At 64.2% G+C, this 15,283-nt stretch carries 11 protein-coding genes; 4 read left to right on the top strand and 7 right to left on the bottom strand.

Going from position 1 to position 15,283, the window contains the following annotated elements; translation table 11 throughout:
- Nucleotides 1–25: 25 nt before the first annotated feature.
- Both ASD45_RS06295 and ASD45_RS06290 read right to left on the bottom strand, forming a co-directional pair.
- On the bottom strand, nucleotides 26–1,174 hold the full coding sequence (locus tag ASD45_RS06295; protein WP_056912623.1) for an ABC transporter substrate-binding protein: 1,149 nt from the start codon (nucleotides 1,172–1,174) through the stop codon (nucleotides 26–28).
- A gap of 156 nt (nucleotides 1,175–1,330) precedes the next feature.
- On the bottom strand, nucleotides 1,331–2,278 hold the full coding sequence (locus ASD45_RS06290; protein WP_056912622.1) for a LysR family transcriptional regulator: 948 nt from the start codon (nucleotides 2,276–2,278) through the stop codon (nucleotides 1,331–1,333).
- A 431-nt stretch (nucleotides 2,279–2,709) separates the two neighbouring features.
- Between ASD45_RS06290 and ASD45_RS06285 the strand changes: the two genes are divergently transcribed.
- The 3 genes from ASD45_RS06285 (at nucleotide 2,710) to ASD45_RS06275 (ending at nucleotide 5,820) form a co-directional block, all read left to right on the top strand.
- On the top strand, nucleotides 2,710–3,939 hold the full coding sequence (locus ASD45_RS06285; protein WP_056910704.1) for a hypothetical protein: 1,230 nt from the start codon (nucleotides 2,710–2,712) through the stop codon (nucleotides 3,937–3,939).
- Nucleotides 3,940–3,947: 8 nt separating this feature from the next.
- Nucleotides 3,948–4,856, top strand: coding sequence for a sugar ABC transporter substrate-binding protein (locus ASD45_RS06280; protein ID WP_056910703.1), 909 nt, complete (start codon nucleotides 3,948–3,950; stop codon nucleotides 4,854–4,856).
- Nucleotides 4,857–4,917: 61 nt separating this feature from the next.
- Complete coding sequence (locus ASD45_RS06275; protein ID WP_244485224.1) at nucleotides 4,918–5,820, top strand: IclR family transcriptional regulator; 903 nt, start codon at nucleotides 4,918–4,920, stop codon at nucleotides 5,818–5,820.
- Nucleotides 5,821–5,840: 20 nt separating this feature from the next.
- On the opposite strand, the gene tcuB is transcribed toward ASD45_RS06275, so the two are convergent.
- From tcuB to ASD45_RS06250, 5 genes are all read right to left on the bottom strand, one after another.
- Nucleotides 5,841–6,938 carry a tricarballylate utilization 4Fe-4S protein TcuB gene (gene tcuB, locus ASD45_RS06270; protein ID WP_056910701.1) on the bottom strand — a complete coding sequence of 366 codons (1,098 nt, stop codon included), beginning with the start codon at nucleotides 6,936–6,938 and terminating at the stop codon, nucleotides 5,841–5,843.
- Complete coding sequence (gene tcuA, locus ASD45_RS06265; protein WP_056910700.1) at nucleotides 6,925–8,331, bottom strand: FAD-dependent tricarballylate dehydrogenase TcuA; 1,407 nt, start codon at nucleotides 8,329–8,331, stop codon at nucleotides 6,925–6,927. The genes tcuB and tcuA overlap by 14 nt, the downstream gene beginning before the upstream one ends.
- Nucleotides 8,332–8,346: 15 nt before the next feature.
- Nucleotides 8,347–10,152 (bottom strand): thiamine pyrophosphate-binding protein, encoded by a 1,806-nt coding sequence (locus tag ASD45_RS06260; protein ID WP_056910699.1) that lies wholly within the window; start codon nucleotides 10,150–10,152, stop codon nucleotides 8,347–8,349.
- A gap of 144 nt (nucleotides 10,153–10,296) precedes the next feature.
- A complete protein-coding gene (locus ASD45_RS06255) occupies nucleotides 10,297–11,493 on the bottom strand; it encodes an NnrS family protein (RefSeq protein ID WP_056910698.1) in 1,197 nt (398 codons plus the stop codon).
- Between the two features lie 103 nt (nucleotides 11,494–11,596).
- Nucleotides 11,597–12,289 carry a helix-turn-helix domain-containing protein gene (locus tag ASD45_RS06250; RefSeq protein WP_082540688.1) on the bottom strand — a complete coding sequence of 231 codons (693 nt, stop codon included), beginning with the start codon at nucleotides 12,287–12,289 and terminating at the stop codon, nucleotides 11,597–11,599.
- Nucleotides 12,290–12,518: 229 nt separating this feature from the next.
- On the opposite strand from ASD45_RS06250, the gene ASD45_RS06245 reads away from it, so the two are divergent.
- Nucleotides 12,519–15,278: an MFS transporter gene (locus tag ASD45_RS06245; protein WP_082540687.1), complete on the top strand. Its 2,760-nt coding sequence runs from the start codon at nucleotides 12,519–12,521 to the stop codon at nucleotides 15,276–15,278.
- The last annotated feature ends 5 nt before the right edge of the window (nucleotides 15,279–15,283 follow it).

Below are 15,283 nucleotides of genomic sequence, written 5' to 3'. Positions count from 1 at the left end.
GCGGAAACGTTGCGACGACGTGCGATTACTTCTTGCTCAGCATCGGCAGCGTCTTGACGATCTTCTGCTTGCCGTCGACGACCTCGCCAAGGAAGCTTTCACGGTCGATGTCGCCGTTCTTGTCCCACATCGCTTCCATCAGGATGCCCGGCTCGTCCTTCGGCGTGATGGTGATGCCGTGCGCCTTCTCCGCGAAGGCCTTGCTGTCGAACTTGCCGATCTTCTCGGTCACGTACTTGACGAAGTAGACGCCGGTGTAGCCCTTGATGCCGTTATGGTCGCAGACATAATTGAACCGCTGCTTGAACTTGGCGGCGAAGTCCTGCACCGCCTTGATCGGGGCATCGACGGTCAGGCCGACATGGCCCTGGACGCCTTCGGCGGCGCCGCCGGCGAGATCGATCACCTTCTGGCCGAGCAGCGTGGTTTCGCCGATCAGCGGCGCCTTGATGCCCTGCTTCTTGGCTTCCTTGAGGAAGCGCGCGCTCTCTTCTTCATTGAGATAGACGAAGACGGCATCGGCATTCGCGCCCTTGAGCTTGACGACGTCAGCCGAGAAGTCCGCCTGGCCGACCTCGGTCGAGATGTCGGCGGCGATGTTGATGCCGCGATCCTTCATCTCCTTGGTGAAGTTGTCGCGGCCGCCCTTGCCGAAGTCGTTGTTGACCCAGACCACGGCCACGCTCTTGGCCTTGATGCTGTCGTGAATGTAGTTGGCGATCTTCGGCATGCTGAACTGCTGGCCGAACGAAGTGCGGAACACATAAGCGTTGTTCTTCTGGGTGATCGCCGCCGCTTCGCCACCCACGATTTCCGGAATCTCGGCCTTCAGCGTCATCAACTGCGTCACCAGGACCGAGCCGGAGAACACCGGGCCGAAGACGACATAGGGATTGTTGTCGAGCACTTTCTGCAGCTGGGCGCGCGAGGTGCCGGCATCGCTCTGGGTGTCGAGCACCGGCGTCTCGATCTTGTGGCCGAGGATGCCGCCGGCCTTGTTGATCTCGTCGATGGCCATCAGCATGCCGTCGCGGAAATTGGTGCCGGAAACGGCGCCGGCCCCGGACAATTCCAGGATCGCCGGCATGTAAACGGTCTTTTGCTGTGCGTGCGCCGTCCCGGCCAGTCCGATACCGGCGGCAACGAGCGATACAAGCAATCCAGTGCGAAGCATGAGCATCTCCCCTCAGGTGGTTTAAAGTCGCGCCGGTGTTACCCCGGCGTTTAGATCAGGCGGTCCTTGATCCCGGACCAGTCTCTGATTGTCAGACCATTGCGGCGTCGCCGCACGAGGTCAACAATCAAAACGTTGTCGAAACCCAACATCAGGTTATCTTCGGCGCACCTCGCGGACGCCCGCGGCTTGAGCGCGCCGCGGCACAACCGGCGCGGCCAGGCTTTCCATATGCTCGCGCAACGCAGTGATGAACAAGGCCGCGTAACGCGACAGCGGCGCGTCCTTGCGGTGCACAATGTAGGTCTGGAATACCGTCGGCTCGGCGATGTCGAGAACACGGACCTGCGGCCAGTTGTTGGCCGCCAGCGTGAACTCATCGACGATCGCCACGCCGAGACCTTGCGTGACCAGGGCGCAGACGGTCGAGCCGAAGCGGGCGCGAATGGTCACTTCGTAATTCAACGAGTGCCTGGCGAACAGATCGGCCATGATCCGTCCGTAGGGATCGTTCGGATCGACGCCGATCAACGGGTACTTGGCGATTTCCGCCGCCGGGACTTCTGCGCGTCTGGCGAGCGGGTGATCCGCCGGCACGATGCATTTAAGCTGTCCTCGCGCCAGGGGCGCACAGGTCAGCATCGGATGCTCGATCCTCGAGCTCAGCGCAACCAGTTCGCCCTTGCCCAGCAGAAGGTAATCGACGGCGTCCTCGATCTTGAGGATGTCGCAGTCGATCAGCAGATTGGGAAACGCCTTGCGCACATTGGCCAGCGCCCGCGGCACCATGACATTGGCAATGCTGGGCACCGAGGCGACCTTGAGCTCGCTGTCGGCCCCGCGCTTGATTCGTGAAATGACGAATTCCAGGTCTTCGATCTTGTCGTAGACGCCGTTGATCTGATCGAAGATGGCATGAGCTTCGCTGGTCGGTGAGTAACGGCCGCCCTGGCGATCGAACAGCTTGACCCCGACTGATGTCTCCGCGTGCTTCATCACGCGGCTGATACCCGGCGACGACACGTTGAGCAGCCGCGCGGCCCCGCCAACCGTGCCGGTCACCATGATGGCGCGAATGACTTCGATCTGACGGAGCGTCAACATCGGGCGGTGTTCTTGAAGGTTGTTGGCGTCGAACGGCACGTTAGCAGGTCTCCGCCGTCCGGCCAGCGCGCGGAACGCGTGAGACCGCCGAGATGACCGGGGCGATTTGCCTGCGTCATGGCGATGCACCGCGCTCGCTATCGCGCGCGCCGCCGCTCCCGCGCCTGCTTGCTCCCCACCCACGTGAACCGTCACTTTTGTTTGTGACCCCGGCCGGCGAACGTCACTCTGTCCTGTTCCCCTACTCTGGCGAACCCGCGCGGGGAGTCAACAATTATCCCACATTGTGAGTTGGCATTTGCCAATACTGAATACGCGATGCTAGCCTTGGCGGGCACGCCGCCCCGGTCCGCACGGGCCCGCTTACGGGCCGCTGCGGCCGCGGCGCCGTCCTCGTCGCTTTGCTCCCTCTTCGTGCGCCGGAAACCGCCATGGCTTCGCAACCGTCCCGCAACATTTCGTTCGTCAGCCACACCGACATGAACGGCCACGCCGACGGCGTGCAGATCATGGTGCACCGCGGCTACGCCTATGTCGGTCACGGCTTCTCCAACGGCATCACCACGCTCGACGTGCGCGACGCGAAGAACCCGAAGGTAGTCGACTTCATCGCCTGTCCGCCGGGCACGCGCGCGCTGCATTTGCAGACCCATGATGACCTGCTGCTGGCGGTGAATGCGCCGAGTGTCTGGCACATGCAGCAATTCCAAACCGACAAGGCTTACTTCGGCGGCTCCTGGGCCGAGCAGATGAAGGCCACGGGCAACCAGTTCACGCCCGGCATCCGCGTCTACGATATATCGAAGCCCGACAAGCCGACCGAGATCGGCTTCATGCCAGTCGAGGGCGTCGGTCCGCATCGCCTCTGGTATGTCGGCGGCCGTTACGCCTATGCCTCGATCCACTTCCACGACTTCACCGATCATATACTCGCGATCATCGACATGGCCGATCCGCGCAAGCCTCATGTCGTCGGCCGTTGCTGGATCCCCGGCATGTGGCGCGGCGGCGGCGAAACGCCGGCCTGGGCGTCCAACCGCCGCTATGCCCTGCATCATGCGCTGGTCGCCGGCGACCTCGCCTTCGGCGCCTGGCGCGACGGCGGCCTCACCGTTATCGACATCGCCGACAAGGCAAAGCCGCGCATCATCGCCCACCGCAACACCGATCCGCCATTCGGCGGCGGCACGCATTCGCCCCTGCCGCTGCCGGACCGCAATCTGCTGGTGGTCGCGGACGAACCGTCCACCAACAACTGCGCCGACGGGCTGCGCTACATCTGGGTCTATGATATCCGCGCGCCGCACAATCCGGTCAGCATTGCCACCATGCCGATGCCGGCGGAGGACGACTATTGCGCCAAGGGCGGCTTCTTCGGTGCGCATAACATGCACGAGAACCGGCCCGGCTCGTTCCAGAGTTCGGAATTGATTTTCGCCACGTTCTACAATGCCGGCGTGCGCGTGTTCAACATTGCCAACCAGTTCCAGCCGCGCGAGGTCGGTTTCTACGTGCCGCCCAATCCGGCGAAGATGATGGATCCACGCCCGAACCGGCCACAGGTCGTGCAGTCGGCCGACTGCTTCGTCGACAAGAATGGCTTGATGTACGTGACCGATCCGAACGCCGGGCTCAACATCGTGCAATTCAACGGGGCTTGAGCGTCCGCATGCCGCCGCGCATCGCCGTTTTTACGAAGAACCTCGTCAATCCCGGCTACCAGTCGGCGCGCATCGGCGCCGACCGCACGGCGGCGCGGCTCGGCGCCAGCGTCACGCATTACGTTCCGGAAAAACCAGACAATGTCGATGAGCAGATCGCGCTGATCGGCCGGGCGATCCGCGACAAGCCCGACGCCGTGGTGTTCGTGCCGGTGCATGAGACCGCGGTGAACGAGGCCATCCTGCAATTCGATACCGCGAAGATTCCGCTGTTCAACATCGTGTCGAAGACGACCGCCGGACAGCGCGTCTGTTTCATCGGCTCGGACGACCGCGCGCTCGGGCGGGACATCGCGCGCTACCTGTTCGAGAAGCTGGCCGGACGCGGCGACATCGTCATCATCGAGGGCGCCAGCGCCTCGCCGACCAGCCGCGACCGCCTCATCGGCTTTCAGGACACGCTTGCCGAATATCCTGGCGTGAAGGTCCGGGCGTCGCTGCGCGGCGAGTATTTGCGCGATGTGGCGAGACAAGCCTGGCTCGCAGCCGCCGATAAGCTGAAAGGCATCGACGCGGTGCTGAGCGCCAACGACCACATGGCGCTCGGTGTCATCGACGCGATGACCGGAGTGGGCGTCGCCCGGCTGCCGCCGATGGTCGGCATCAATGCCATCCCGGATGCGATCACCGAGATCGAGGCCGGGCGCATGCTGGCGACCGCCAATTTCGATCCGATGGCGATGAGCGCCATCGCCGTCGAGGCCACCGTCCGCCACCTCAGGGGCGAAAGCATGCCGGGCGAGATCATCCTGCCGGTCCAGATCATCGACGCCGGCAATTGCGCCGCCTGGAACAAGCCGTATGAGGCGCGGCCGCTGCCGGTGTGGGCCGACGTCATCGCCGCCGCCAACCTTTGAAAATGGCCTGCGACATTGTAGAACGCTTAAGACCATCGCCCTATCCGCCGGAGGCAGGCGTTTGAGAACTCCCGCAAGACTGAAGAAGGCGGCCCCGTCCCGGCCCGGCGATACCGGACCGGCGGTCAAGAAGGTGGTCGATAATGTCGAGCGCGCCGACGACGGCGCCGACGCCCCCGAACGCGCCGGAGGCGGGGTCCAGTCGATCGCCCGCGCCTTCTCGATCCTCGAGGAAGTCGCACGCAACCGCGAAGGCATTGGCCTCGCCGACCTGAGCAAGCGCGTCGGCCTGCACAATTCGACGACGTTCCATCTGGTCAAGACCATGGTGTCGCTGGGCTACATCCGCCAGATCAAGGACAGCAAGCGCTATCGCATCGGTCGGCCGCTGTTTGCTCTGGCGGCAAGCGCGCTCGACGAGATGGAAATGGTGAGCATGGCGACACCCGTGCTCGAGCAGCTCGCGCATGAAACCGGCGAGAGCGCGCATTTCGCCGCGCGCGTCGGCGACGCCGTCGTCGTGCTGGCGCGTACGCCCGGCCCGGGTGCGTTTCAGTTGACCGAACGCGCTGGCGTGGTGCGGCCGGCCTATTGCACCGCGCTCGGCAAGGTGATCCTCGCCGCGCTCAGGCCGGAGCAACTCGAACACTATCTCGATCGCGTCTCGCTCGAGCCGCTGACGCCCGCCACCATCACCGACAAGAACCGGCTGCGCCGCGATATCGAAGCGATCCGCGACGCCGGCATTGGTTTTGACGACGGCGAGTTCAACAGCGAGGTGCGCTGCGCGGCGATGCCCATCTACGACTTCAGCGGCCAGGTGACCGGCGCCATCGGCATTTCAGGGCCAGTGTGGCGGCTGTCGATCCAGAGCCTGCAAAGCCGGGCCAAGACCCTTTCCGCTGCGGCCAAGTCTCTCTCGCAAGCATTCGGCGCCAGCGACGTGCTCAAGGCGTCGAAATAAGCGACAGCACAGTTAGCGATTCATTCGACGAAGGTGCCCTGCCGGCGCTCGGCCGCGTATTTGACCAGCGCCAGGAAGCGATACAGCCCGTGCACGAACTTGCCGTATGGCAGGCTGAGGAACAGGCCCAGTACCGTACCGAGGTGCACCGCAAGCAGGATGCCCATCGCGGCGCTGTCACGCAACATCAACAGCAGAAGCCCCGTCAGCGCCACCAGGAACAGCATGACGATAAAGGCGGTGGACATATCGCGTCGTTTGACGTCCGTCAGAATCGGATCGCGGCGCGCTGATAGCGCGTACAGCCCCACCGGACCGATCAACAGGCCGATGCCGCCGACCGTACCAAGGATCACCGGCAGGCTGAGCAGGCCGTAAGGCGCGTGCCAGCCGAACGCGTAGTGATACAGCGTCGCCACCGAAGTCGACGCAAAGCAGAGCATGAAGCCATAAAAGGTGAAGTGGTGAAACATTCGGCGTGACGGCGACGGCCTCTTGTCTTCGCTGGTACAGCCGCCACCGCCGCCATGCAGGTAGGTCAGGTGGAAAGTGTCGATCAGCGCGCGGCCGAAGTCGCGCAGGCCGATCGGCGTGTTGCCGTTGATGTCGCGCCAGAACCGCGTCAGGCTGATGGCGAAGGCAAGGATCGCATACAGCGCCACCACGCCGAAGATGCCGGCCATCGCGTTGTGCGGCATCACCTTGTAGAAGTCGCCGCCATGCGTGGCGAACAGCGCCGCAGGATCGACCCACACGACGAAGCCGACGACGAAAACGGCGAGGCTCGCCGCGGTCAGCAGCGTCACCAGCAGGCCGTTGCGGTTGAACACGCCGGCGAGAAAGCCCGGCCAGACATAATGCGCATAGCTGTCGTTGCGCGCGGCAGCCAGAGTTGCCGGGATGTTGACGCTGAATTCATGCGGCGGCGAATACTGGCAGTCGGTATAGCAGGCGCCGCACTGGTGACAGAGGTTGGCGAGATAATTGAGATCGCCGTCGGCGAAGGTGCGGCGCATTTCCATCGCCGGAAACACCGCGCACAAGCCTTCGCAGTAGCGGCAGGCGTTGCAGATCGTCATCAGACGATCGGCTTCCCGCAGCGAACTAGTTGCGTGCATGCAAAGCGGCTCCCTCGCCCGCGAGCCGCCCGAACACGGCGCCAATCGTCATTCCGATGCCGGCAAGATAGCCTTTGCCCAGCACGTTGCCCGCCATGATTTCACCCGCCGCGAACATGTTGCCCGATGGCGTGCCGTCCGCCATCTGCATGCGCGCCTCCTCGTTCACCCGCACGCCGAGATAGGTGAAGGTGATGCCCGGCCGCAGCGGATAGGCGTAATACGGCGGATGGTCGATGGTCCGCGCCCAATGGGTCTTCTCGATCGCCAGACCTTGGGTGCGGCAATCGTCGAGCACGGTGTGATCGAAGGTTCCCGGCCGCACTGCGGCGTTGAACTCCGCCACGGTCTTTTCCAGGGCCGCGACGTCAAGTGACAGCTTGCCCGCCAGCTCACCGATGCTGCCCGCCTCAATGGCCGGGAAGATCGACGGCATGAACAGCCGGATCGAGCGGGAATCGATGATCGAATAGGCGATCTGGTCGGGCTGTTGGGCGATCAGGCGCCCCCAGATGGCGTAGCGCTTGGGCCAGACATCCTCGCCTTCGTCATAGAAACGCTGAGCGTCGCGGTTGACGACGACGCCGAAGACGATGCTGTCGAGGCGCGTCGCGATGCCGCCGTCGAACTTCGGCGACCGCGCATCGAGCGCGATGGCGTGGCACTGCGTCGGATCGCCGACCGGCTTGACGCCGGCATCGAGCAGCAGACGCAGCACGTCGCCGCGGTTGAATTTGGTGCCGCGGATGATGAAGTTGTCGGCCGCGTCGCCCCAGTATTCCTTCAGCCACTCGATGTTGGATTCGAAGCCGCCGGCCGCGGCGACCAGCGCTTTGCCGCGCACGATGCGGCTCGCGCCTTCGAAATCGACATTGGCGGAAACGAAATAACCGTTCTCGATGGTGAGGCCGGTCACTTTGGCGTCGTACAGGCAGATGACGCCAAGATCCTCCGCCTTGCGATAGAGCGCGTTGAGCATGCCGCGGCCGCCGCCGAGGAAGAAGGCGTTGGTCTTGCCCAGGCTCAAAGTGCCGCCGAGCGGCGGCTGAAAACGGACGCCGACGTCGTCCATGAAGCCGAGCAGTTCGCGCGACTTGGCAATGGTCAGTTCGGCCAGCGCCTTGTCGGTCTGGCCGCCGGTGACGCGGTAGAGGTCGTCGAGAAATTCGCCGGGTTCGTATGGCCCGGTCATGGTCGGCGCGGTGCCGTCATGCGAGCAGCGCAGGTTGCGGGTGTGGCGCGTGTTGCCGCCGCGATAGAATTCCGGCGCGCCCTCGAGCACGATGACGCTGCGCCCTGCCCGCCGCGCGGTGATCGCGGCGCACAGCGCAGCGTTGCCGCCTCCGATCACGACGACGTCATAAGTCTCATCGAAAACCGAGGACGATGCCAAAGGCGACCCTGCCGATCAGTTGCCGGGGATATAGCGCGTGCCGATCGACGGCTTGCTGGTGCCGAGACCCGGCAGTTCCCATACGCCGGCACCGGCCGGATTAGTATCGGCCGCGATGTCCACGTCAATGAGGTATGGCTTGTTGGCTGCAATGCCTTTTCGGATGGCGTCGCCGACATCGGCGGCGCGATCGACCCGCACGCCCTCGACGCCGGCCGAACGCGCCATCGCCGCAAAGTCCGGATTGTAGCGCTGCCCGGTGAGCGGATCGTGAAAGTCGGTGGCGAGTTCGCGGCCGTTGAGGTAGCCGCGCTGCAGGCCGCGGATCGAGGCGTAGGCGTAATTGTTCCACACCACCCAGACCACCGGCAGATTGTATTCGACCGCCGTGCCGAGCACGTTGGCATGCATGAAGAAAGCGCCATCGCCGCAGACCGAAATGCAGGGCCGGTCGGGCGCCGCGAACTTGGCGCCCAGCACGCCGGCGACGCCGAAGCCCATCGAGCCGAAGCCCATGCAGCCGATCAGCGAATCCGGCCGGCGCGGCTTGCAGTAACCGAGCAACCAGTTGTGATGCACGCCGATGTCGCTGACGAGGATGGCGTCTTCCGGCAAGGCGCGGTCGATTTCGAAGGCGGCGCGCTGCGGATTGATCGGCTGGCTGTCATCGGTGAAACCGGGCGCGACGAACTTGTCCCACTCCTTGCGGTAGCCGTCGATCTCGGCCAGCCATTTCTTGCGGGCGTCGAGCTTCTTGGTCGTGTCGGTGCGGCGATCGAGTTCGGCGAGAATCTGACGCAAAAAGGTGCGCAGATCGGCCATCAGGCCGAGCGCCACCGGATAGTTGCGGCCGATCTCCTCCGGATCAATGTCGACATGGATGAGTTTGGTCGGCGGGATGGTGAAGGAGTAGCCCGGAATCCATGAGCTCGATGTGCGGTCGTCGAAACGGGCGCCGAGCGACATCAGCACGTCCGCCTGACGCGTGGCGTGGTTGGCCTGATAATGCCCGCCGCGCGCGACCATGCCGAGCGCCAGCGGATGATGGGTGTCGAGCGCGCCGAGGCCGCTCATCGACGCCGCGACCGGAATCTGCAGCCGCTCGGCGAGCATCCTCAACTCCGCGGCCGCGTCGCCATGGCGTATCTGCTGGCCGACCAGCATGACCGGCCGCTCGGCGCTGAGCAGCATGTCGACGGCCTTGATGACGCCTTCGGGATCGGCGCCGCAGCGGCTCGAAATATTGGCGCTCCACTCTTCCGGATTGGGCGCCTCTTCCGCCGCCGCTTCCATGAACACATCGAAGGGCACGTCGAGCACCACCGGACCCGGCCGGCCCGTGACCATGGTCTTCCATGCTTGTCGCACCGCGAGCGGCACCATCTCGCCGCGGGTCGGCTGATAAACGCGCTTGCAAACGCTGCGCACGGTCGAGGGGAAGTCGGCCTGGTTCTGCCGGTACATTTCCTGGAACGCGCCGCGATTGAACTGGCTGGTCGGCACATTGCCGGTCACCGCCAGGAACGGCACCGAGTCGAGATAGGCCGTGGCCAGCGCGATCGGCAGGTTGGCCGATCCGGGGCCGCAGGACGTGAAGGTCGCGACCGGCTTGCGCTTCACCCGGTAATAGGCGTCCGCCATGAAGCCGGCGACGCTTTCATGATGTGTCGAAATCGCCTTGATGTCGGAGGAACGCTCATACAGGGCGTCGATGAACTGGATGTTGCCGTGCCCGCAAAGCCCGAAGGCATAGGGCACCTTCTCCTGGATCAGATAGTCGACGATCACCTGCGCGCCGTTGAGCTTGTTGGACCCAGCCATCAGAGCGTCTTCCCCCAGCTATTCGGGCAGCGGCACCACCTCGGCCCACCGGTGTACCGGGAGGCCAGAATTTCTATAATATGAGATGCCATTTGCCAATGGCAAAGGAATAGGCCTACCCGCCCAGGCGGCGCGACAAGCCGGTCAGCAGCGCGCTTCCGCCCAGGCGGGCCGCTGGCGCGCCAATATCGGGCCGTAAGCAAGGGCAAAAAGCAGGAAGCCTCCCAGCCACAACACCCCGGCGCTTTCCAGCAACAGAACATTGCCGGACAACGCCGCGACGACGCGCAACACCGCGCCGGCAAAGACCAGCCCGTAGATCGCCTGCGTCGCCGGCCCTGCCTGCAAGGCATGACCGGTGTGGCCGAGCGAAGCGCGCGTCATGACGGCCAGCGTCATCAGCCCAACCGCCCCCGCCGCCCAGGCGTGAATGCCCGCGCTCGCCGGCAGACCAGCGACAATCGAAAGCCCATTCAACAAGAAGCCCAGCGGCACGAAGGCATAGGCGACGTGCAGCACGAGAACGAGCCGGTCAGCGGTCGTCCGATCACCGGCCCAGCGCGCGAGACGAACCGTCTGCATCACGCCGACGAGCAGCATCGCCCAGCCGGTGACGATGGCCGCCGGGACAATGACCCACGCCGCCAGCGCAGCGGCAGTGCATGCCAATGTCACTGCGTCGTACCGCGAAAACGGTTTCGGCAAGCGGCCAGGATTGTTCCGAGACAACCAGTTATTGGTGAAGCTCGGCACGATACGGCCGCCGACGAGCGCGATCAGCACAATCACGGCGGCCAACGCCAGGCGGATGCTGTAGTCGGCGGCGCCGCTCACGAAATTTTCGACGTGAAAGAAAATGTTCGACGCCAAAAGAAGAGTGACGACGGCGAGAACACGAAGATTTCGCCAGTTCTTGCCGGCGATAATCTCCCGCGCGCAGACGAACGCCAGCGCGGCGAGGAATGCGGCATCGGCGATGCCGGTGAGCGCAGGACCGAGACTTGAGGAGGCCAGCATGGCGATGCGACCGGCGAGCCAGAGCGAGGCCAGCGCCGCGAGCGGTGCGCCATTGACCGGCAGCCGGCCGGTCCAGTTCGGGATAGCGGTCAGCAGGAAGCCGGCAATGGCGGCCGCGGCATAGCCGAACAGCATCTCATGGATATGCCAATCGAGCGCCGAGAAGTTCGTCGAGAACGGCAGCAGCCCTAGATAGACCGGCAGCCACAGCAGAATGCCGCCCGCCGCCCAGATCGCGGCGCTGAGAAAGAAGATGCGGAAGCCGTAAGAAAAGAGTGCCGGGCCGGCATAGCGGCGGCGGCGTTCCAGAGCTGCATTGGTCATGTCTGTTGTCCCGGCACACGTGGCAAGAAAGGAAGACGCCGATCGTGCGCGCGACATATTGATCTAGATCAGGCCGGGTCGGCAGCGCCGCAGACTCTATCCGTCAGATGTCTTCATTCATGGCCGGCCGCACGAACTCCTTGAGCCGAGCGGCATCGGTAACCGTGATCGTGGCGCCGTGGCTGCTGACGCCGTGCTGCTCGAGCGCGGTCATGCCGCGCGAGTAACTTTCCGGCGTCATGCCGAGATAAGAGGCAAGCTTCCTCTTCTCCAGCGGCAACTCGAACGAGTCGCGGCCCGCCCGCCGCGCCGAACTGAGAACCCAACTGGCGAGCCGCTCGGTCGAACTCAGCATACGGTCGTTCTTCAGCACGCGCGTCACGCTGCGATAGCGCGCGGCCAGTTCGCCGACGATGCCGCGCGCAAATGCCGCATCGCGGGTGAAGGTGTCGCGCACGACCTGGGACGGCACCATGAGCAATTGCGACGGCGCCAGCGTGCGCGCCGATTTCAGATAAGGCTCGTCGCGAACGACGGCTGCGAGAATGAAGCTGGATACTGGATAGAGAATGTCGATCGTCGATTCGACGCCGTCGCGGGTCGCGAACAGATCGATAGTGCCTTCGACGACAACGTAGAGAAAATCCGGCATCTCGCCTTCCCTGATGATGTCCGCGCGCGCCGGAAAGCGCTGCAGCATCGATCGATCCATCATCTCGGCGAAGCTCTGCTCGGACATCTCGCTGAACAGCGGCAACGCACGAATCGCGGGGGTATCAGCAAGACGAACTGGCATTCGTGAGTTCTCCAGGTCGCGCTTATCCAATGGCGCGCCGTAGTTCCTTATAGCCTAAGTTTCTCTTGATGCACGTCAAGTGACACTATTGCTTTAGTCAACTCAAAGAATATCGAAGATCAATTACGTTTTAATTCTGAGAGTCGCCAAGTCGAGTTGATCAAACGCAAAGTGGCCATTGGTAAGATGAGGCTTCCTGATCCCGTCGATATTCAAGACGGGGTTCGTCATGCCAACGCAAATTACTACGGCCACCCCCGGCCAGAGCCGGGCGCTGTGGATGTCCACGATCGCGTTCACGGTGTGCTTCGCCGTCTGGACCATCTTCGCCATCATCGGCGTCCAGATCAAACAGCAGCTCAATCTCAACGAGACCGAGTTCGGCCTTCTGGTCGGCACGCCAATCCTCACCGGTTCGCTGATCCGGCTGGCGCTGGGCATCTGGACCGACCAGTACGGCGGCCGCGTCGTCTACACCGTCACCATGCTGGCGGCAGCGGTGGCGACCTTCCTGCTGTCCTACGCGCAGACGTATCCGCAGATGCTGTTGGCGGCGCTCGGCGTCGGCATCGCCGGCGGCTCCTTCGCGGTCGGTGTCGCCTACGTGTCGCGCTGGTATCCGACGGAGAAACAGGGCACGGCGCTCGGCATCTTCGGCGCCGGCAATGTCGGCGCCGCGGTCACCAAGTTCGTCGCGCCCTTTGTGCTGGTCGCCTACGGCTGGCAGGTGACGGCGCAGGTCTGGGCCGTCGGCATTGCGGTGATGGCGGTCGTCTACTGGTTCACCACCGACGACGATCCGGTGCTGCGCGCCCGCCGCGCGCGCGGCGAGAAGCCGACCAGCGCCTGGCTCGAGCTTGCGCCCTTGAAGAACATCCAGGTCTGGCGCTTCGCACTCTATTACTTCTTCGTGTTCGGTGCCTTCGTGGCGCTGTCGCTGTGGCTGCCGCGTTATCTGATCGCCGTCTACGGCGTCGACATCAAGACCGCGGGTATGGCGGCCGCCATGTTCTCGTTGCCGGCCAGTCTCTTCCGCGTCTACGGCGGCCACCTCTCCGACCGTTACGGAGCGCGGCGCGTGATGTACTGGACCTTTCTGGTCAGCGTGCTCTGCACCTTCATCCTGTCCTACCCGCCGACGGACTACGTCGTGCGCACCATCAGCGGGCCGATTTCGTTCCACATGGAGATGGGGTTCACGCCGTTCATCGTCACCGTGTTCGTGCTCGGCTTCTTCATGGCGCTGGGCAAGGCCGCCGTCTACAAGCACATCCCCGTTTACTATCCAAAGAATGTCGGCTCGGTCGGCGGCCTCGTCGGCATGATCGGCGGGCTCGGCGGCTTCGTGCTGCCGATCGCCTTCGGCGCGCTCAACGATCTCACCGGCATTCAGACGAGCTGCTTCATGCTGCTGTTCGTCCTGGTCACCGGCGCGCTGATCTGGATGCATCTCGCCATCCGTCAGATGGAGCGCGGCGTCGTCGGCGCGGCGCTGCAGAAGCTGCCCGAACTGCCCGAGATGCAGGAGATCCACAAGCCCGAACACATCGGTGCGCTCTCCGGCAAGATCCTCACCGACTGGCGCCCGGAAGACAAAACCTTCTGGGAGACATCGGGCCGGGCCATCGCCCGCCGCAATCTGTGGCTCTCGATCCCGGCGCTGCTGCTGTCCTTCGCGGTCTGGCAGGTCTGGTCGGTGGTGGTCGCCAAGCTGCCGGCGGTCGGCTTCAAGTTCACCACCGATGAGCTGTTCTGGCTGGCGGCGCTGCCGGGCATTTCCGGCGCGGTGCTGCGGATCTTCTACTCCTTCATGGTGCCGATCTTCGGCGGCCGCCTGTGGACCACGCTGGCGACCTGGTCGCTGATCATCCCCGCGGTCGGCATCGGCTACGTCGTGCAGCATCCCGAGACGCCCTACTTCATCTTCCTCGGCCTCGCGCTGCTCTGCGGTCTCGGCGGCGGCAACTTCGCCTCGTCAATGGCCAATATCTCCTTCTTCTTCCCGAAGGCGGAGAAGGGCAACGCCCTTGCGCTGAATGCCGGCCTCGGCAATCTCGGCGTCAGCGTCGTGCAGTTCGTCATCCCGATCGTCATCACGGCCGGCGTGTTCGGCTGGCTCGGCGGCGATCCGCAGCCGATCAGCGCGACCGGAAAGCTGTGGCTGCAGAATGCCGGCTTCATCTGGGTGCCGTTCATCGCCGCCAGCGCCTTCGCCTGCTGGTTCGGCATGAACGACATCGCGTCCGCCAAGGCATCGTTCAGCGAGCAGGCGGTGATCTTCGAGCGCAAGCACAACTGGGTGATGTGCTGGCTCTACACCGGCACCTTCGGTTCGTTCATCGGCTACTCCGCCGGCTTTCCGCTGCTGGCCAAGACGCAGTTCCCGGCGGTCGATGCGCTGGCCTTCGTCTTCGTCGGTCCGCTGGTCGGCGCCTTGTCGCGCTCGGCAACGGGCTGGGTCTCCGACAAGTTCGGCGGCGGCCGCGTCACCATGTGGGTCTGGATCATGATGATGGTGGGCGTACTCGGCGTCCTCTACTTCCTCGGCATCAAGGATCAGCCCTACGCGTTCTGGGGCTTCTTCGCGATGTTCCTGGTGCTGTTCTTCGCCGCCGGCGTCGGCAACGCCTCGACCTTCCAGATGATCCCCAACATCATGCGCAAGGAGATGGACCGGCTGATGCCGACCGCGGATCGCGACACGCGGCTGCGTCAGGCCGAGAAGGAATCGGCGGCGATCACCGGCTTCACCTCGGCGATCGCGGCCTTCGGCGCCTTCTTCGTCCCGAAGGCCTACGGCACCTCGATCACCATGACCGGCGGCGTGCAGGCCGCGCTGTGGGGCTTCCTCGCCTTCTACGTCACCTGCCTCGCCGCCACCTGGTGGTTCTACACGCGCCGCGGCGGCCTGCTCTACGACGTCGAGCACCGCATCGCATTGCCGCCGTCCGCACCGCGTCCGCCCGCCGCCGCACAACCCGCCGAATGACAAGG

Source organism: Pseudolabrys sp. Root1462 (assembly GCF_001426945.1).
In the GTDB taxonomy this organism is placed as follows: Bacteria; Pseudomonadota; Alphaproteobacteria; order Rhizobiales; family Xanthobacteraceae; genus Pseudolabrys.
This window is presented reverse-complemented; position numbering and strand designations above follow the sequence as displayed.

Excerpts from the sequence above, each read along its gene's own strand:
- ASD45_RS06280 (WP_056910703.1), top strand. The coding sequence starts at position 3,948 with ATGCCGCCGCGCATCGCCGTTTTTACGAAGAACCTCGTCAATCCCGGC.
- ASD45_RS06295 (WP_056912623.1), bottom strand. The coding sequence starts at position 1,174 with ATGCTTCGCACTGGATTGCTTGTATCGCTCGTTGCCGCCGGTATCGGA.
- ASD45_RS06250 (WP_082540688.1), bottom strand. The coding sequence starts at position 12,289 with ATGCCAGTTCGTCTTGCTGATACCCCCGCGATTCGTGCGTTGCCGCTG.
- ASD45_RS06260 (WP_056910699.1), bottom strand. The coding sequence starts at position 10,152 with ATGGCTGGGTCCAACAAGCTCAACGGCGCGCAGGTGATCGTCGACTAT.
- ASD45_RS06290 (WP_056912622.1), bottom strand. The coding sequence starts at position 2,278 with ATGTTGACGCTCCGTCAGATCGAAGTCATTCGCGCCATCATGGTGACC.
- tcuB (WP_056910701.1), bottom strand. The coding sequence starts at position 6,938 with ATGCACGCAACTAGTTCGCTGCGGGAAGCCGATCGTCTGATGACGATC.
- ASD45_RS06245 (WP_082540687.1), top strand. The coding sequence starts at position 12,519 with ATGCCAACGCAAATTACTACGGCCACCCCCGGCCAGAGCCGGGCGCTG.
- ASD45_RS06255 (WP_056910698.1), bottom strand. The coding sequence starts at position 11,493 with ATGACCAATGCAGCTCTGGAACGCCGCCGCCGCTATGCCGGCCCGGCA.
- ASD45_RS06285 (WP_056910704.1), top strand. The coding sequence starts at position 2,710 with ATGGCTTCGCAACCGTCCCGCAACATTTCGTTCGTCAGCCACACCGAC.